The organism is Pseudomonas mucidolens, assembly GCF_900106045.1.
Classification (GTDB): domain Bacteria; phylum Pseudomonadota; class Gammaproteobacteria; order Pseudomonadales; family Pseudomonadaceae; genus Aquipseudomonas; species Aquipseudomonas mucidolens.
The window spans coordinates 4223238-4241747 of the sequence record NZ_LT629802.1 but is presented as its reverse complement, the minus strand read 5'-3'; the positions used below and the strand labels follow the sequence as shown (position 1 = coordinate 4241747).

The window sequence follows — 18510 nt, the reverse complement described above, 5'->3', positions numbered from 1 at the left end:
CATTTTTGGACTGCGCTCCTTCAGCTCGCGCCTAACCAAAGCCCCTGCCGATTCAGTCGCCATGCGATTGCCCACAGCGTCAGACTGCGAACCGCCATGAACAGCAGGAACGCCATCCACAGTCCGTGGTTGCCCAGCCCCTGCAACGCCCACGCAAACGGCAGCACAATCAGCACCGTCAGCAGCATGCCGTTACGCATTTCCCGTGCACGGGTGGCGCCGATAAACAGGCCGTCCAACAGATAGCTCCATACCGCAATCAGCGGCAGCACCGCGAGGTACGGCAGGTAAAGGTCGGCGGTCGCGCGCACGCTGGGGATATCGGTCTGCATGGCGATAAACAGATGACCCACGAGGGTGAACAGCAACGCGAAACCGACACTGGCGAGCAGCGACCAACCGCCGGCTACCACCAGTGAGCGGCGCAAGGATTGGCGGTCACGGGCGCCGATGGCGTGGCCACACAAGGCTTCCACCGCGTGGGCCAGACCGTCCAGGGCGTGGGCGGTCAGCAGCAGCCCATTGAGCAGCAGCGCATTCGCCGCCACCGTCGCATCGCCTAATCGGGCGCCTTGCACAGTGATCATGAAAAATACCGACTGCAACGCCAGGCTGCGGATAAAGATGTCACGGTTCACCGCCAATAACGGGCGCCAGCTTTGCCATGCCTTGAGCGCCGTCCAGGCGATATGGCCAGGATAGGCGCGCAGGGCTTTTTGCGTCATGGCCAGGCCGATCAGAGCGCCGGTCCATTCGGCAATCACCGAGGCCCGTGCCGACCCGACGACGCCCCAGTCCAGGCCGAGCACAAACCACAGGTTCAAAGCGATGTTCACCAGGTTGGTGGTCAACAGAATCGCCAGCGGCGCACGGGCGTTTTGTGTGCCGAGGAACCAGCCCACCAGCGCGTAGCTGGCAAGGGCGGCGGGCAGGCCGAACAGGCGCGTGTGGAAAAACTCGCGGGTCAGTTGATTCAGTTCCGGCGACGGCTGCATCCAGTCCAGCGCCACACCGCTCAGCGGCACGCCGAGGGTGCCCAGTACCATCGCCAGTCCGAGCGCGAGTAACAATCCCTGCAACAGAATCTGTCGCAATGCGGCACCATCGCCACGTCCGGCTGCCTGCGCGGCAAAGCCGGTGGAGCCCATGCGCAGAAACCCCATGGCCCAGGCGAGGAAGGTATACAGACTCGCTCCCACGGCCACGGCACCCAGTTGATGGGCGTGAGGCAGATGGCCGATGACCATGCTGTCCACCAACGCCACCAGCGGTACGGAGATATTCGACAGAATCATCGGCGCGGCAAGCGCCCAGACCCGGCGATGGGTGGGGCGGTGGCGCCAGTCGGTGAGCAGGGCAGTCATTGGGGCTCCTTGGGGAGCGGTATTGTAACTGCGATGATGCTCAGAGCCACCCCTCACCCTAACCCTCTCCCCAAAGGGGCGAGGGGACCGACCGAAGTGTGCTGATAAAATGGGCGACCGGTTAAGCCGAGTCGATTTTGGATTCAGTGCGAGATTTCAGGCCGATGTAAAACGGCAATATCCCGCGGTCAGTCCCTTCGCCTCCTGGGGCGACCGATTAAACCGAGTCGATTTTGGATTCAGTGCGAGCTTTCAGGTCGATGTAAAACGGCAATATCTCGCGGTCAGTCCCTTCGCCTCCTGGGGCGACCGGTTAAACCGAGTCGATTTTGGATTCAGTGCGAGCTTTCAGACCGATGTAAAACGGCAATATCTCGCGGTCAGTCCCTTCGCCACCTGGGGAGACCGGTTAAACCGAATCGATTTTGGATTCAGTGCGAGCTTTCAGGTCGATGTAAAACGGCAATATCTCGCGGTCAGTCCCTTCGCCACCTGGGGCGACCGGTTAAACCGAGTCGATTTTGGATTCAGTGCGAGCTTTCAGGTCGATGTAAAACGGTAATATCTCGCGGTCAGTCCCTTCGCCTCCTGGGGCGACCGGTTAAGCCGAGTCGATTTTGGATTCAGTGCGAGCTTTCAGGCCGATGTAAAACGGCAATATCTCGCGGTCAGTCCCTTCGCCACCTGGGGAGACCGGTTAAACCGAATCGATTTTGGATTCAGTGCGAGCTTTCAGGTCGATGTAAAACGGCAATATCTCGCGGTCAGTCCCCTCGCCCCTTTGGGGAGAGGGTTAGGGTGAGGGGGCGGCCTTCAAGCCCTGCGCGGATTCAGACATTCAGTCGACCGCAAACCATCGTCTTGGCCATACCGTTTTGCCGGAGCTGATATATAGTTCAATCCTCGCCTACACCGACAACGAGTGCCCCATGCTTAACAAAGGATTGTTCCTGGCCTGCGCGCTGGCCCTGCTGAGCGCCTGTGATTCCTCAGATAAACCGGCCGCGCCTGCCGCGCCTGCTGCGGTGACGGCGCCGCAACCGGTCAAGCCTGCGGTGGATGTGGCGGCCCTCGAGCAGCGCTACGCCGGCCGCGAGTTAAGTGTGGTGGACGTGTCTGAAGTCCAGGTGGATGGCGCCAGCAGCTTGTCGGTGAGCTTTTCGATTCCGCTGGATCCGGAGCAGAAGTTCGCCGACAAACTGCATCTGGTGGACAGCAAGTCCGGCAAGGTCGATGGCGCCTGGGAACTCTCCGACAACCTGATGGAGCTGCGCCTGCGCCACCTCGAACCCCAGCGCAAACTGGTACTGACGGTTGACCCCGGCCTGCGCGGGGTCAATGACGCCAAACTCGCCGCCGAGTACATCAGCCGCCTGGAAACCCGCGACCTGCAAGCCACTGTCGGCTTCGCCAGCCGTGGCACATTATTGCCGACCCGTCTGGCCGAAGGCCTGCCGGTGATCGCGCTGAATGTCGACAAGATCGACGTCGAGTTCTTCCGGATCAAGCCCGAGTCCCTGCCGGCGTTCCTCGCCCAGTGGGGCCGTAGCACCAGCTTGCAGAGCTATGAATCCCGCGAACTGCTGCCGATGGCCGAGCTGGTGTATGGCGGCCGCTTCGACCTGAATCCGGCACGCAACACCCGCGAAACCCTGCTGCTGCCGATCGCCGGCCTCAAGCAGTTACAGCAACCGGGCGTTTATCTGGCAGTGATGCGTGCCTCGGGCACCTACAACTACTCGCAACCGGCAACGCTGTTCACGCTCAGCGATATCGGCCTGTCGGTACACCGCTATGCGGACCGCCTGGATGTGTTCACCCAGGCGCTGGAAGGCGGCAAGGCGTTGGACGGGGTTGATCTGGAAGTCCTCGATGCGGGAGGGCGTGTACTCGCTCAGGGCAAGACCGGCAAGGGTGGCCATGTCGAGTTGCCGTTGCCGAAAAAAGCCCAGGTGTTGCTGGCCAAGCAGGGCGAGCAAACCAGCCTGTTGCGCCTGGACAGCGCGGCGTTGGACCTGGCCGAGTTTGATATCGGCGGGCAACCCGCTCACCCGCTGCAGTTTTTCGTGTTCGGTCCGCGTGACCTGTACCGTCCAGGCGAAACCGTGCTGCTCAATGCCCTGTTGCGGGACAGCGACGGTAAGGCCGTCAAGCCGCAACCGGTGAGCGTCGAGGTACGCCGCCCGGATGAGCAGGTCAGTCGTAAGTTCGTGTGGGCCGCGGATGCTTCGGGGCTTTATCAATATCAATTGCAACTGGCAGGCGAAGCACCGACCGGACGCTGGCAACTGGTGTTCGACCTCGGCGACGGCAAGCCACAGCTGTATGAGTTCCTCGTTGAGGACTTCTTGCCGGAACGCCTGGCCTTGGAACTCAAGGGCAGCGACGCCCCGCTCAAACCTGCCGACAACGCGACCATTCAGGTCAATGGCCGCTACCTGTACGGCGCGCCCGCTTCGGGTAATCGGATCAGTGGGCAAGTCTATGTGCGCCCGCTGCGCGAGGCGGTCAAAGGGCTGCCGGGGTATCAGTTCGGTTCTGTCACCGAAGAGGAACTGAGCCAGGACTTCGAACTCGACGAAAGCGTGCTCGACGCCAAGGGTGAAGCGCTGCTGACCCTGGAAAGTAAATGGGCCGAGGCCAAGTCGCCGTTGCAACTGATCGTCCAGGCCAGCCTGCAAGAGTCCGGCGGACGGCCAATCACCCGACGTCTGGTGCAGCCGATATGGCCGGCCGAGCAATTGCCGGGCCTGCGCGGACTGTTCGACGGCAAAGAAACCAATGGCGATGGTCCTGCGGAATTTGAAGTGCTGCTGGCCGATCAGGCCGGCCAGAAGCTCGCCGCCGACAACCTCAACGTACGCTTGATTCGTGAGCGTCGCGATTACTACTGGAATTACTCGGACAACGATGGCTGGAGCTATCACTACAACGAAAAATTCCTCAACCTCGACGAGCAGAGCGTCAATATCAAGGCCGGCGACACCGCCAAGGTCAGCTTTCAGGTGGAGTGGGGCCCTTATCGGGTCGAGGTCGAAGACCCGCAAACCGGCCTGATCAGCAGCGTGCGCTTCTGGGCCGGCTATCAGGCTCAGGACAATACCGAAGGCGGCGCGGTGCGCCCGGATCAGGTCAAGCTGGCGCTGGATAAACCGGCGTATGCCGATGGCGATACGGCCAGCGTCACGGTTACCCCGCCGGCCGCCGGTAAGGGCTACCTGCTGGTGGAGTCCAGCGAAGGGCCGCTGTGGTGGCAAGAAATCGACGTGCCGGCCGAGGGCAAAAGCTATGCGGTGAAGCTCGATCCGAAATGGTCGCGTCACGACCTGTATGTCAGCGCCCTGGTGATTCGTCCGGGCGAACGCAAAGCCAATGTCACCCCGAAACGCGCGGTCGGCCTGCTGCATCTGCCGCTGGATCGCACCCAGCGTAAATTGGATTTGAGCCTGAGCGCGCCAGAAAAAATGCGTCCCAAGCAGCCGCTGACGGTAAAAGTCGCCGCTAAAAACGCCGACGGCAGCCTACCGAAGCAGGTGCATGTGCTGGTGGCGGCGGTGGATGTGGGTATTCTCAATATCACCGAATACCCGACGCCGGACCCGTATTCCGGGCTGTTTGGTCGCAAGGCTTACGGCGTGGACCAGTTCGATATCTACGGTCAACTGATCGAAGCCGGACAGGGACGTCTCGCCAGTCTGGCGTTTGGCGGTGATGCAGCATTGGCCAAGGGCGGTAAGCGTCCGGATACCAGTGTCACCATCGTTGCCTTGCAAAGCGCGCCGGTGACGTTGAACGAGAAAGGCGAAGGCGAAGTCAGCGTCAATATTCCCGACTTTAACGGCGAACTGCGGTTGATGGCCCAGGCCTGGAGCGACGATCGCTACGGCATGGCCGAAGCCAAGACCGTGATCGCCGCGCCGCTGATTGCCGAGCTGTCGGCACCGCGCTTCCTGGCCGGTGGCGACCAGACCGCGCTGGCGCTGGACCTGTCCAACTTGTCGGGCAAGGCCCAGAAGCTTGATGTACAGCTCAGTGCCGAAGGGCAACTGAGCTTGCTCGGCGAGGCTGCTCATAGCGTGCAGTTGACCAAGGACCAGCGCACCACCTTGCACATCCCGGTGCGTGCGCTGGGTGGTTTTGGCCAAGGCAAGGTCAAGGTCAGCGTCAATGGCCTTGATCTGCCAGGCGAGAGCCTGCCGCCGTTCACCCGCGAGTGGACGCTGGGTGTGCGGCCGGCCTATCCGGCGCTGCTCAAGCATTACCGCGCGGTACTCAAGGATCAAACCTGGAGCCTGCCGGAAGCCGAGCTGGCGCTGTTTGAATCGGCCGGACGCGAGGCGCTGTTAAGCCTGTCGAGTCGTCCACCGTTGAACCTTGGCGAACAGATTCGCGCGCTCAAGGCGTATCCGTATGGCTGCCTGGAACAAACTGCCAGCGGCTTGTACCCATCGCTCTATGCTGACGCCGCAGTGTTGACCCGCCTCGGCCTCAAGGGTGAACCGGACGCCGAGCGCAAGCGCAAGATCGAACTGGGCATCGAACGCCTGCTGGGCATGCAGCGCTATAACGGCAGCTTCGGTTTGTGGGGCGCCGATGGTTCGGAAGAGTATTGGTTGACGGCATATGTCACCGACTTCCTGTTGCGGGCCCGTGACCAGGGTTTTGCCGTGCCGTCCGAAGCGCTGAAAAACGCCAGCGAGCGCCTGCTGCGTTATGTGCAGGAGCGCAACCTGATCGAGGTCGACTACAGCGATGACGCCGATCACAGCCGTTTCGCCGTGCAGGCCTACGCCGGCATGGTGTTGGCCCGCAGTCAGCAGGCACCGCTGGGCGCCTTGCGCAGTTTGTTCGAGCGGCGTACCGATGCCCGCTCCGGGCTGCCGCTGGTGCAGTTGGCGATCGCCTTGCAGAAGATGGGCGATCAGCCGCGTGCCGATCAGGCTCTGGTTGCCGGCTTGGCGGTGAAGCGCAAAGCCAATGAGTGGCTGGCCGACTATGGCAGCCCGTTGCGTGACCAGGCGATGATTCTGGCGCTGCTGGAAGAAAACGATCTGGCCAAGGGCGCGCGCGAAGAACGGCTGTTCGAACTGTCCGACCAGATGGCTGCCAGTCAGTGGTTGTCGACCCAGGAGCGCAACTCGCTGTTCCTTGCCGGCCGTGGGCTGTTGAGCAAGCCGGAAACCAATTGGACTGCGCAATTGGGCAGTGGAGGTGAAACCCGCGAACTGAACAACGGTCAATCCGGCTTGAAGCTGGAAGGTGCATTGTTGGCTTCCCCGTTGACCCTGCGTAATCAAGGCAGCGAACCGGTTTACCAGCAATTGAGCATTTCCGGTTATCCACTGCAGCCGCCGGCCGCCGGTGGTGAAAACCTCAGCATTCGCCGTGAATACCTCGGCATGAATGGCCAACCGCTGAATCTGCGTAACCTTAACAGCGGGGATTTGGTGCTGGTGCACCTGGTCGTCAGCGCCAATAAACAGCGGGTGCCAGACGCCCTGGTGGTGGATTTGTTGCCCGCCGGCCTGGAACTGGAAAACCAGAACCTGGCGCAAAGCGCCGCCAGCCTGGAAAACGCCAGCAGTGAGGTCAAGGAGTGGCGCGAGTCAATGCAGAACGCATCGATCAAGCATCAGGAGTTTCGCGATGACCGTTATGTCGCGGCATTGAACCTCGACGGCCATGGCACCACGCACCTGTTGTACCTGGCTCGCGCGGTAACGCCGGGGACTTACCGGGTGCCGCCGCCGCAAGTGGAATCGATGTACCGGCCGAACTGGCAGGCGGTGGGTGAAACCCCGGCGGATATGGTGATCAAAGGCCGCTGAACGCAACACCTGTGGAACCCGGCTTTATCTTTATGTGGGAGCGAGCAAGCTCGCTCCCACACAAGCCCGCCTGCCACAGGGTCTCTATTTAATGTACGACCCAACTGAGCAGCCACAACCCGAGCAGCAACCAGATAATCCCCATGATGATTGACGCTCGCATAAAGGCGCGGATTGCCGAATACAGCAGCATCAAGCCGATGATCAAGGTGATTATGCTGATGATTGAGGTATCCATGCCCAAGGTGCGGGACAAACCGTCAATAAAATTGCCGCCGGCATTTGTCAGTGCACCGAACAACCCACTGAGCCCGTCGACGATAAACCGAATAACCGAACCGAGTGCCTGGCCCAGCCAGTCAAAAAAGCTTTCTACCTGCATATGAGTGTCCTGATGAAGTGGTGGGCGTATCTGCCGGACCTGAGCCTTTGGCCGTCAATCCCGCGGGCGAGTTCCGTTGAAGCATAGAGGTTTGCCCGGTTGAATTTGCGATTAGTTGCACGCTGGACCGTGGGTAGCCTGTTATTGGTGATGGCGCTGCTGTGGCTGGCTGATCGACTCTGGCCATTACCTCTGCCCAAGGACGACCTGGCCCGCGTGGTGTTGGCCGAGGACGGCACACCCTTGTGGCGTTTCGCCGATGCCGACGGGGTGTGGCGTTATCCGGTGCAAAGCCGCGAGGTCTCACCGTATTACCTCGATGCCTTGCTGACTTATGAAGACCGCTGGTTCTACCAGCATCCCGGCGTCAATCCGTTGTCCCTGATGCGCGCCACCTGGCAGAACCTGACAGACGCCCGGGTGGTTTCCGGTGGCAGCACCTTGTCGATGCAAGTGGCACGTTTGCTCGATCCCCATTCGCGCACCCTCCATGGCAAGTTGCGACAACTGTGGCGCACGGCGCAGTTGGAGTGGTACCTGTCCAAAGAGCAAATCCTCAACCTGTACCTGAATCGAGCACCCTTCGGCGGTACATTGCAGGGGGTGGCGGCGGCCAGTTGGGCGTATCTGGGCAAATCGCCGCAACACCTGACCCGGGCCGAGGCCGCCTTGCTCGCCGTGTTGCCCCAGACCCCGAGTCGCTTGCGCCCGGATCGTCATCCGCGGCGAGCCCAGGAGGCGCGAGACAAAGTACTGCGGCGGCTGGGCGAATTTCAGGTGTGGCCGCAGTCCGCCGTCGATGAAGCGCTTGAAGAATCGCTGTTGCTGGCGCCACGCCAGGAACCCAGTCTTGCGCCATTGCTGGCCCGTCGTCTGAACCGTCCCGACAGCCCGCCACTGATTCGCACCACCATTGATGCCAGCCTGCAACGCCGCCTGGAAGACTTGCTGATGGGCTGGCGTGCGCGCCTGCCGGAACACACCTCGGCGGCCATTCTTGTGGTGGAAGAGCAAAGCATGGCGGTGCGCGCCTACCTCGGGTCGGTGGACATCAACGACGCCCGACGCTTTGGTCATGTCGACATGATCAGCGCCCTGCGTTCGCCGGGGTCGACGTTGAAGCCCTTTCTGTATGGCATGGCGCTGGACGCCGGGCTGATTCACTCCGAATCGCTGTTGCAGGACGTCCCCCGGCGATACGGCGATTATCGGCCGGGCAACTTTTCCATGGGCTTTACCGGTGCGGTGCCGGCCAGCACTGCGTTGTCCAGCTCATTGAACCTTCCGGCCGTGCAGTTGCTGGAAGCCTACGGGCCGAAACGCTTTGCCGGCGAAATGCGCGTCGGCGGCATGCCGCTGGCGCTACCGCCGATGGCTGAGCCGAACCTTGCGCTGATTCTCGGGGGCGCCGGTAGCCGGCTGGAGGAGTTGGTCAGTGGCTACAGCGCCTTTGCCCGGGATGGCAAGAGCGCCACGATCCGTTTGCAACCGCAGGATTTGCTCAGAGAGCGGCCGCTGTTGTCGCCGGGTTCTGCCTGGATTGTGCGACGCATCCTCAGCGGCCAGGCGCGGCCGGATCGCGATCCGCGGGCCGAGCTGGTACAGCGGCCGGTGCTGGCTTGGAAGACGGGCACCAGTTACGGCTTTCGTGATGCCTGGGCGCTGGGTGTCGGGCCGCGTTATCTGATCGGCGTGTGGATCGGCCGGCCCGACGGCACCCCGGTGCCGGGCCAGTTCGGCCTGGCGTCGGCGGCGCCGTTGATGTTGCAGGTGCATGATGTGCTGACCAATCGCGACAGCCAGCGCGGTATCACGGCACCGGTCAAACCGGTGCCGACGAATGTCGGGGTGGCCGCGATTTGTTGGCCGTTGGGCCAGCCGATGAGCCGCAGTGATCCGAATTGCCGCCGCCAGCGTTTTGCCTGGACGCTGGACAAGACCACGCCGCCGACCTTGCAGGCGCTGGACCAACCGTTGAGTGTCGGCCTGATGGAAAAAATCTGGGTCAATGCCAAGGGCTTGCGGGTTGCCGCCAACTGCCCGGGTGCGGTGTCCCGTGACATTGCGCTGTGGCCGGCGCCGCTGGAGCCTTGGTTGCCCAGGATCGAACGGCGCGAGGCGCGGATTCCTGCGCCCGATTCCGCTTGCCCGCCACCGGCGTTGGCGGCGTCATCGCCGCTGTCGATCGTCGGTGTGCGTGAGGGTGATCAACTGCGGCTGCCTGCGTCGAGCTCGCACGCATTGCGTCTTGAACTGTCGGCCCTGGGCGGCAGCGGGCGGCGCTGGTGGTTCCTCAATGGTGCTCCGTTGGGCGACAGCGCTAATCAGGACAGTATCAACACCAGTTTCGAGCACTTGGGGCGCTATCAACTGAGTGTGCTGGATGAGGCGGGGCAGACGGCCAGGGTTGAGTTCAGCGTGGTGGACTGAGTGGTGATTGTTGGGGCCTATCCGTTGCCGCGCCCAGGGCACCGTAGGAGCGAGCTTGCTCGCGAAAAACCTGAGATCGCCTCGGGGTGCCATTCCAGGCTCTTTTCCAACGGTGACCCGCAAGTCCATGAACCCCCGCAGATTCACTTGCCATCCCCGCCTATCCACCCGAAGCTATACGCCTTCAGGAGCCCCCCATGAACCTCGAACACCTTACCGAACGTCTGCATCGCATTCGTGATAACAACAACTGGAAACAATTCCACAGCCCGAAAAACCTGGCGATGGCCGCCAGTGTCGAAATGGCCGAGCTGGTCGAAATCTTCCAGTGGCTGACCGAAGATCAGTCTCGACAATTACCTGCGGACAAGCTCGCCCATGCGGGCCAGGAGGTAGGCGACATCGTGCTTTATCTCCTGCTGCTGTGCAGCGAACTGGGGCTGGACATGGATCAAGTGGTTCGCGCCAAACTGGCCGACAGCGAACGGCGGTTTGCCCATGAGTGATCGTCATTTCGACCAGCTTGCGACGCGATTTGCCGAGAAAATCTACGGCGGTGCCAAGGGCGCGATTCGCCTCGTGGTGTTGCAGGCCGACTTGAGCGAAGCCTTGCCGGAGCGGCCGTTGCGGGTGCTGGATATCGGTGCCGGCCTCGGCCATATGTCGTTATGGCTGGCCGAGCGCGGCCATCAGGTGACCTTGGCCGAGCCCGCCGAACCGATGCTTGAAGGCGCGCGCCAACGCTTTGCCGAAGCCGGCCAACAGGCCACATTCATCCAGGCACCTTGGCAGGAACTGCCGGGCCGGCTCACCGAGCCTTACGATCTGGTGTTGTGCCACGCCGTGTTGGAATGGCTGGCAGAACCCCATGCGATCCTGCCGGTGTTGCACCAACTGACCGTGCCCGGCGGCTGGTTGTCCCTGGCTTTCTATAACCGCGATGCGCTGATTTACCGCAATCTGCTCAAAGGTCACTTCCGCAAAATGCGCACGAACGACATGGCCGGTGAAAAGCAAAGCCTGACTCCGCAACAACCCCTCGACCCTCGGGCGTTGGCGGCGCAACTAGCAGGGCTGTGGCAGGTCGAAAGCCAGAGTGGGGTGCGGGTGTTCCACGACTACATGCCGCTGGAGTTCCAGGCACGCGCCAGTTTGCCGGACGTGTTGGAGATGGAGCTGGCTCACCGTCGTCATCCAGGTTTTGCCGGGCTTGGACGTTATTTGCACTGGATCTGCCGTCCGGTTTAAACGGCCCAGTCTGCGGAGGTCGAAATGAAGCGTCATGTCGGATTTATCCTGCTCTGCCTTGGGCTTGCCGCGTGCCAGAGCAACAACCCTTATGTGGCGGCTTCCAGCCCCATGCCGCCGGCGCCTGCCCAGGCTGCCAGGACGTTCGATGCCAGCGCCTACCCGGCGCCGGTGCGCGACTATGGTGCCTACCGTAACTGGGCTTGGCGTAATGGCCAACTTCCGGCAGGCACCGCTTGGGCCGACTCGGCGCAGATTGCCGAAGCGGTCAGCGGCGCCCTGGACCAGCGCGGCTTGCGCCCGTTGCATGATAACCGGGCGCCGGATCTGCTGGTCAGCGCTGATGTACACCTCGAGAAGCGCCTGCGTCAGGTGCAGGACGATTACGGGTATGGCTACGGCGGCTACAACCGCTACGGTAACGGCTATGGCATGTACAACTCGGTGCCGATCGTGCGCACCTATGAAGTGCAGGTCGTGGTGGTACGGGTCAATCTGTTCGATGCCCGCAGCGGTCAGCCGGTGTGGAGTGCCAGCGCCGAAACCGGTAGCCAGGGAAGCCTGAGCGAGCGCGGTGATGCGTTGCGTGAGGCTGTGCAAAAGGCAATGACGGCGTATCCTCCAAGTTAACAACTATTCTCATCTCAGGTTCGGACTGTTTTTTGGAGAACCACCATGTTGCGTCGTCTCGCTTTGCTTGCTTTTGCCGTGCTGCTCGGTGGCTGCCAGACCAGCCAGGTCAACCACGATTTTGACGCCAGCCGCGACTTTGGCGCCTACCGCAGTTGGAGCTGGAAAGAGCCCGCGCTGCAGTACCGGCCCGATGACCCCCGGATCAGGAGTGACCTCACCGAACAGCGCATCCGCCAGGCGGTTGCCGACCAGCTCGATCAACGCGGTTTACGCGCCGCGCCGGCCGGGACCAAGGCCGACTTGAATGTGCAGGCCTACCTGATTGTCGAAGACCGCCAGCAACAAGTCAGCACCAACTACGGCGGCGCGTGGGGCGGGCCATGGAACGGTTATTGGGGCGCGCCGATGTACAACGAAACCCGCAACATCACCTACAAGGTCGCCACCCTCCAGATCGACTTGCTGGACGGCACGGACGGCAAGCTGGTCTGGCGCGGCAGCGATGAGCAGATGATGAGCGGCACGCCTGACCCGCAGGACCGTGCGGCGGCCATCCGCGTTACTGTCAGCAAGGTGCTCTCCAACTATCCGCCGCGCTGAAACTCCACGGTATCGGGTATAGGCAGCTCATCAGTGGAAGTTCCGGGTTTCAACCAATCGGCTTCCACTGTCCAATCATGTGTTCGATATCGCCCGCTCCTTTCAATTGCCATTGACCGTTCGAGCCAGGAGGGCTGCATGACAAGATCACTTCACTGGGTAAACGAACTGGCTTCTTGAAGTCGACCTCAATCTCGATGTTGACGATGGGCAAATGTTCCTCGAGAGCCGCCAATGCGCGTGCCTTGCTCCACAGACCATGGGCGATGGCCTGAGGGAAACCGAACAGCTTGGCCGTCAGCGCGCTTAAATGAATCGGATTGTAATCCCCGGACACCCGTGCGTAACGGCGGCCGATGTCAGTGGGCACCTGCCACCGGAGCAGTTCGTTCAGCGGGTCGATGATCTGCAGGGGTTGGTCCATCGACTCTCCCGCAAGCTTTGCCCCGCGACACAACATGCGACTCTCGCCTTCCCATAGCCGGCCGAGAGAATCGTCGAGCGTAGTTATCAGGTCAAACGTCGCCCCTTTTGCATGGGGTTGCAGGTTTTGCGCGTGCACGCTGACCTGTACTTCACTCACAGCGCCCAGTGGGCGAAGAATGCGCATGCGATTACGCAGATGCACAAGGCCCAGCAGCGGGAAAGGAAAGTGCTTGGCGGTCAATAATTGCAGTTGCAGGCCGAACGCGAGAATGTGCGGGTAGGTCGCCGGCAACATGGGGCCGTCGGCAAACCCGCAGACCTTGCGATAAGCCTCCACCGCCCTGGGATTGACGCGTACCGGGCAGCGCAGCCCGCAATCGGGCAGTGTCGTGCCACTGATGTTGCGTTTGAGGGCCGCGCGCAGATACAGCGGCGGCAACGAAGGGCTGTTGTGCAAAGTTTGCCATTCCATGTTCAGGCTCCCAGCAGACTTTGTCCACAGACCCGCAAGGCCTGACCGCTGATGGCGCCGGAACCCGGTTGACCGAGCCAGGCCACCGCTTCGGCGACGTCCTGCGGCAGGCCGCCCTGACCCAACGAACTCATGCGCCGCCCCGCCTCGCGCAGGGCGAAAGGAATGTGTGCGGTCATCTGGGTCTCGATAAAACCGGGCGCCACGGCATTGATACTGATGCCGCGTTCGGCCAGCAGAGGTGCCCAAGCCTGGGCCAGGCCGATCAAGCCGGCCTTGCTCGCGGCGTAATTGGTCTGCCCGCGATTGCCGGCGATACCACTGATGGAGGCCAGCAACACCACGCGGCCGTTGTCGTGCAACGTACCGCTGTCGAGCAGGGCTTTGGTCAGCACTTGGGGCGCGTTGAGATTGACCGCCAACACCGCGTCCCAATATTCAGGCGTCATGTTGGCCAGGGTCTTGTCCCGAGTGATGCCGGCATTGTGCACCACGATGTCGATACCGTCCGGCAACTGCTCGATAAGCTGCGCGGCGGCGTCTTCGGCGCAGATGTCCAGGGCAATGCCGCGCCCGCCCAGGCGCGCCGCCAATGCCTCAAGGTCTGCCTTGGCGGGTGGTACGTCCAACAATACGATCTGCGCGCCATCGCGGGCCAGGGTCTCAGCAATCGAGGCGCCAATGCCTCGCGCCGCACCCGTCACCAGCGCCTTGAGCCCGGCCAGCGGGCGTGTCCAGTCCTGGACTTGCGTCGCGCAGGCACTCAAGCGAATCACCTGGCCCGAGATGTACGCACTTTTGGGCGAAAGGAAAAACCGCAAGGCGCCTTCCAGCTGGTCTTCGGCACCTTCGCCGACATACAGCAATTGCAAGGTGCCGCCGTTGCGCAGCTCCTTGGCCAGCGAGCGGCTGAAACCTTCAAGGGCGCGCTGGGCGCTGGCGCCGAACGGCTCATCAAGGCTTTCCGGCGCGCGTCCGAGGATCACCAGATGCGCGCTGTGATCGAGATTTTTCAGCAACGGCTGGAAAAATTCGCGCAATTGCTTGAGCTGATCGGTGTGCTGAAGATGGCTGGCGTCGAACACCACGGCCTTGAGTTTGGGACCATGCCCCGGAATCCACGCGGTGGCCTCCAAGGGGTCGGCGCCGTAGCTGAAAATCGCCTCGGTGAGTTTGTTGGCAAATGGCAATACCTTGGCCGCCAGCGGACCGCCACCTAACAACAGGGCACCCTCGACAGGGCGCAGGCGGCCGGCTTGCCACCGCTCCAGGTGTCCCGGCGACGGCAGGCCGATGGCGGCAACCAGTCGCTGGCCGAGGCTTGAGTTGGCGAAGTCTATATAACGGTCAGACATGGAACGCTCTCCGGCTGCTGGGGTTCAAACGGTGGACCATCAATTGTTGAAAGTCGTTCGATTGAGCCTAGGCTAGGCTCAAGATTCCACCCACCACCTTCAGGGAACTTTCCATGACTCAGTTGCGCCGTGTCGCGATCATTGGCGGTAATCGCATCCCCTTCGCCCGGTCTAATGGCCCGTACGCCACGGCCAGCAACCAGGCGATGCTGACCGCGGCCCTGGAAGGCCTGATCGAGCGCTACAACCTGCATGGCTTGCGCCTGGGTGAGGTGGCAGCCGGCGCGGTGCTCAAGCATTCGCGGGATTTCAACCTGACTCGCGAGTGTGTGCTGGGCTCGCGTTTGTCGCCGCAAACTCCGGCCTACGACATCCAACAGGCCTGCGGTACTGGCTTGGAAGCGGCGCTGCTGGTGGCCAACAAGATTGCCCTGGGACAAATCGAATGTGGGATTGCCGGCGGAGTCGACACCACCTCCGACGCGCCGATCGGCGTGAACGAGGGGCTGCGTAAACTTTTGCTGAAAGCCAACCGCAGTAAATCCATGGCGGATAAATTAAAAGTCTTGTTACAACTTCGCCCCCAGCACCTCAAGCCCGAGCTGCCACGCAATGGTGAACCTCGCACCGGCCTGTCCATGGGGCAGCATTGCGAGCTGATGGCCCAGACTTGGCAGATCCCTCGTGCCGAACAGGACCAACTGGCGTTGGAAAGCCATCAGAAAATGGCCGCGTCCTACGCCGAGGGTTGGCACACCGATTTGCTCACGCCGTTTCTCGGTTTGACCCGCGACAACAACCTACGCCCCGACCTCAGCCTGGAAAAACTCGCGAGTCTGAAACCGGCGTTTGAACGCAGTGAGAAGGGCACCTTGACCGCCGGCAACTCGACGCCGCTGACCGATGGCGCCTCCCTCGTGCTGCTGGGTAGTGAGGCGTGGGCCAAGGAGCGTGGCCTGCCGATCCTGGCCTATCTGCGTGACGGCGAAGCGGCGGCGGTGGATTTTGTCCACGGCGCCGAAGGGCTGCTGATGGCGCCGGTGTATGCCATTCCACGCTTGCTGGCGAGAAATGGCCTGACGCTGCAGGACTTCGATTACTACGAGATTCACGAAGCATTCGCTGCCCAAGTGCTGTGTACGCTCAAGGCCTGGGAAGATGTCGAGTATTGCAAGACCCGTCTCGGACTGGACGCGCCATTGGGAGCCATCGATCGTAGCCGCTTGAACGTCAAGGGCAGCTCCCTGGCGGCCGGGCATCCCTTCGCGGCCACCGGTGGGCGGATCATTGCCAATATGGCCAAGCTGTTGGACGCGGCGGGTGGGGGGCGCGGGCTGATCTCGATCTGCGCGGCCGGTGGTCAGGGCGTGAGCGCAATTGTCGAGCGCTGATCTCGGCTATCATTGCCTCGCCTTTGCGGGGAATTGCTGGCAAAAGCGGTCTTGTCAGATAAATCTGGCATATTGGGCGCATTCTTGGATGGTCAAAGGTCGGTATCCTCTCCCAGCTGTGAGAGGATTGCCGTATAACGAGTGCCATACGCGTGTTTGGTAATAAAGGACCCACAATAAAAGCTGATGAAGACTCCTAAACGCATTGAACCCCTGATCGAGGACGGTCTGGTCGACGAAGTGCTGCGCCCACTGATGAGTGGTAAAGAAGCAGCTGTTTATGTGGTGCGCTGCGGCAACGAGCTACGTTGCGCCAAGGTCTACAAGGAGGCGAATAAACGAAGTTTTCGTCAGGCGTCCGAATACCAGGAAGGACGCAAGGTCCGTAACAGTCGACAAGCCCGGGCGATGGCCAAGGGCTCCAAGTTCGGCAAGAAAGAAACCGAAGACGCATGGCAGAACGCCGAAGTGGCGGCGCTGTTTCGTCTGGCGGGGGCCGGTGTGCGAGTTCCTCAACCCTACGACTTCCTTGAAGGCGTGTTGTTGATGGAACTGGTGGCCGATGAATACGGTGACGCGGCGCCGCGTCTTAACGACGTGACGCTGGATGCGGATCAGGCCCGTGAATATCACGCCTTCCTGATTTCCCAGATCGTGCTGATGTTGTGTACGGGTCTGGTGCATGGTGACTTGTCCGAGTTCAACGTGCTGTTGACCCCGACGGGCCCGGTGATCATCGACCTGCCTCAAGCGGTGGATGCGGCGGGCAACAACCACGCATTCAGCATGCTGGAGCGGGACGTGGGCAACATGGCCGCCTATTTCGGGCGTTTCGCGCCGGAATTGAAGCACACCAAGTACGCCAAGGAAATGTGGGCGCTTTACGAAGCGGGTACCTTGCATCCGGCCAGCCTTTTGACCGGCGAGTTTGACGAGCCGGAAGAGTCGGCGGACGTCGGCAGCGTGATGCGTGAGATTGACGCGGCGCGGCTGGATGAGGAACGGCGCCAGGCGATACGCGCGGCGGACGATGCGCCACCGGGCAAGACCGCGGAAGAACCGCCGCCGCCCTGGATGCAGTGACCTACCTTCGGGGTGTTCAAGGCCAATCGGGTCATCCTTGACTTGAGCATCCCGTAGCAGCCGCGCCAGGGATCCTCAACGACAACCGGCGCCAGAGGCCAATTCCTTGAGAATCGGGCAGTCTGGCCGGTGGTCGCCCTGACAGTTTTCGGCCAGTTCCTGCAAGGTATCGCGCAGTTGGCCCAATTCGCGGATTTTCTGATTCAGTTCATCGATGTGCTGGCGAGCCAACGCCTTGACGTCGGCGCTGGCCCTTTGCCGGTCCTGCCATAGTTCCAGCAATTTACCGACCTCCTCCAGGGAGAAGCCCAGGTCTCGCGAGCGTTTGATAAACGCCAGGGTGTGCAAGTCGTCGGCGCCATACAGGCGATAACCACTGGCGCTGCGAAGGGCCGGTTTGAGCAGATTGATGGATTCGTAGTAGCGAATCATCTTGGCGCTCAAGCCGCTTTGACGGGCTGCTTGGCCGATGTTCATGAGCAATACTCCCGGAGACATTGCCCCTAGGATCAACCCTGACCTCGGGGGAAGGTCAAGGATTCAGATCAATGTTTCAGTAACCCAGCTTCGCCGACTTGAGGTACATCCCGTCGGCGCCCTGGGCGATGCGCAACTTGCGCACGTCTCCGGCCTTCAAGGTGATTTCCTGTGCCTTGGGCGCCAGCATACCCGGTAAGCATCCCGGGGCCTGGCCCGGCAGCAGCTTGAGACGCAGCGAGATCTGGCCTTCGGGGAAGTTAAAGGAGGTGGCTTGTTCCTGAAACAGTCGCCCGGCCAATTGGTCGTTCACGTACAAGCCAATTTCGCAATTGGTTGGGACTTCCAGGCGCTCCCGGGAAATGATCAGTACCGCGTAGTCTTCGGCGGCATTGGCCATCGGGGCAGCGGCGAACAGGCTCATCAGGCCGGCAAGGCCAAACAGCGACCAGCGCATGGGGAATTCTCCGAGTTTTAAATCGTGGTTGCTTGCAGCTTGGCCGACGATGCCCACGAATACCAGCCCGGCCGAAGATTTCGGAACTTGACCTTGCCACCGTAGAAAGGTCAACACTGCCGACTACGTTATCAAAGGAGCCACCCCATGCAAGTATTCAACGTTGAAGGAATGACCTGCGGCCATTGCGTCCGGGCCGTGACACAAGCGGTGCAGAACCGGGATCCAGCGGCCAGCGTACGCGTCGACCTGGCCGCCAAGGAAGTCGGCGTTGAAAGCCGACTGTTGCCACAGGAGGTGATCGACCTGATCGCTGAAGAAGGCTACAGCGCCAAACTCGCCTGATTTTGATAGTTAGCGACCT

The 18510-nt window shown here is 61.5% G+C and carries 16 protein-coding genes; 10 read left to right on the top strand and 6 right to left on the bottom strand.

Annotated elements, in window-relative coordinates:
- Nucleotides 1-20 precede the first annotated feature (20 nt).
- Nucleotides 21-1364: an MATE family efflux transporter gene (locus BLU75_RS19580; RefSeq protein ID WP_084381953.1), complete on the bottom strand. Its 1344-nt coding sequence runs from the start codon at nucleotides 1362-1364 to the stop codon at nucleotides 21-23.
- 109 nt (nucleotides 1365-1473) lie between these two features.
- On the opposite strand from BLU75_RS19580, the gene BLU75_RS19575 reads away from it, so the two are divergent.
- Nucleotides 1474-1926: a hypothetical protein gene (locus BLU75_RS19575; RefSeq protein ID WP_090221538.1), complete on the top strand. Its 453-nt coding sequence runs from the start codon at nucleotides 1474-1476 to the stop codon at nucleotides 1924-1926.
- 367 nt (nucleotides 1927-2293) lie between these two features.
- On the top strand, nucleotides 2294-7192 hold the full coding sequence (locus tag BLU75_RS19570; protein WP_090221537.1) for an alpha-2-macroglobulin family protein: 4899 nt from the start codon (nucleotides 2294-2296) through the stop codon (nucleotides 7190-7192).
- An 88-nt stretch (nucleotides 7193-7280) separates the two neighbouring features.
- Here BLU75_RS19570 and BLU75_RS19565 read toward each other — a convergent pair whose 3' ends face one another.
- Nucleotides 7281-7574 carry a hypothetical protein gene (locus BLU75_RS19565; protein WP_090221536.1) on the bottom strand — a complete coding sequence of 98 codons (294 nt, stop codon included), beginning with the start codon at nucleotides 7572-7574 and terminating at the stop codon, nucleotides 7281-7283.
- A 150-nt stretch (nucleotides 7575-7724) separates the two neighbouring features.
- Between BLU75_RS19565 and pbpC the strand changes: the two genes are divergently transcribed.
- The 5 genes from pbpC to BLU75_RS19540 all read left to right on the top strand — a co-directional run bounded on the left by pbpC (nucleotide 7725) and on the right by BLU75_RS19540 (nucleotide 12485).
- Nucleotides 7725-10004 carry a peptidoglycan glycosyltransferase PbpC gene (gene pbpC, locus BLU75_RS19560; protein WP_231982685.1) on the top strand — a complete coding sequence of 760 codons (2280 nt, stop codon included), beginning with the start codon at nucleotides 7725-7727 and terminating at the stop codon, nucleotides 10002-10004.
- Nucleotides 10005-10201: 197 nt separating this feature from the next.
- On the top strand, nucleotides 10202-10510 hold the full coding sequence (locus BLU75_RS19555) for a MazG-like family protein (RefSeq protein WP_084381765.1): 309 nt from the start codon (nucleotides 10202-10204) through the stop codon (nucleotides 10508-10510).
- Complete coding sequence (locus tag BLU75_RS19550; protein WP_084381764.1) at nucleotides 10503-11252, top strand: methyltransferase domain-containing protein; 750 nt, start codon at nucleotides 10503-10505, stop codon at nucleotides 11250-11252. Before BLU75_RS19555 ends, BLU75_RS19550 begins: the two co-directional genes overlap by 8 nt.
- A 24-nt stretch (nucleotides 11253-11276) precedes the next feature.
- Nucleotides 11277-11882 (top strand): DUF4136 domain-containing protein, encoded by a 606-nt coding sequence (locus tag BLU75_RS19545; protein ID WP_084381763.1) that lies wholly within the window; start codon nucleotides 11277-11279, stop codon nucleotides 11880-11882.
- 45 nt (nucleotides 11883-11927) lie between these two features.
- Nucleotides 11928-12485 carry a DUF4136 domain-containing protein gene (locus BLU75_RS19540; RefSeq protein ID WP_084381762.1) on the top strand — a complete coding sequence of 186 codons (558 nt, stop codon included), beginning with the start codon at nucleotides 11928-11930 and terminating at the stop codon, nucleotides 12483-12485.
- Between the two features lie 49 nt (nucleotides 12486-12534).
- Here the strand turns inward: BLU75_RS19540 and BLU75_RS19535 are convergent, their stop codons facing one another.
- Complete coding sequence (locus BLU75_RS19535) at nucleotides 12535-13383, bottom strand: MaoC family dehydratase (RefSeq protein WP_084381761.1); 849 nt, start codon at nucleotides 13381-13383, stop codon at nucleotides 12535-12537.
- 2 nt (nucleotides 13384-13385) lie between these two features.
- Entirely contained in the window at nucleotides 13386-14738 is a 1353-nt protein-coding gene (locus BLU75_RS19530) for a 3-oxoacyl-ACP reductase (protein ID WP_084381760.1), read from the bottom strand.
- Nucleotides 14739-14851: 113 nt separating this feature from the next.
- On the opposite strand from BLU75_RS19530, the gene BLU75_RS19525 reads away from it, so the two are divergent.
- Together BLU75_RS19525 and BLU75_RS19520 are read left to right on the top strand one after the other, a co-directional pair.
- A complete protein-coding gene (locus BLU75_RS19525; RefSeq protein WP_084381759.1) occupies nucleotides 14852-16129 on the top strand; it encodes an acetyl-CoA C-acetyltransferase in 1278 nt (425 codons plus the stop codon).
- A 186-nt stretch (nucleotides 16130-16315) separates the two neighbouring features.
- Nucleotides 16316-17212, top strand: a complete 897-nt coding sequence (locus BLU75_RS19520) for a PA4780 family RIO1-like protein kinase (RefSeq protein ID WP_084381758.1) — start codon at nucleotides 16316-16318, stop codon at nucleotides 17210-17212.
- Nucleotides 17213-17287: 75 nt separating this feature from the next.
- On the opposite strand, the gene cueR is transcribed toward BLU75_RS19520, so the two are convergent.
- Nucleotides 17288-17689: a Cu(I)-responsive transcriptional regulator gene (gene cueR / locus BLU75_RS19515; protein WP_084381757.1), complete on the bottom strand. Its 402-nt coding sequence runs from the start codon at nucleotides 17687-17689 to the stop codon at nucleotides 17288-17290.
- A gap of 76 nt (nucleotides 17690-17765) precedes the next feature.
- Complete coding sequence (locus BLU75_RS19510; RefSeq protein ID WP_084381756.1) at nucleotides 17766-18146, bottom strand: hypothetical protein; 381 nt, start codon at nucleotides 18144-18146, stop codon at nucleotides 17766-17768.
- Nucleotides 18147-18293: 147 nt separating this feature from the next.
- Between BLU75_RS19510 and BLU75_RS19505 the strand changes: the two genes are divergently transcribed.
- Complete coding sequence (locus BLU75_RS19505) at nucleotides 18294-18491, top strand: heavy-metal-associated domain-containing protein (RefSeq protein WP_084381755.1); 198 nt, start codon at nucleotides 18294-18296, stop codon at nucleotides 18489-18491.
- The last annotated feature ends 19 nt before the right edge of the window (nucleotides 18492-18510 follow it).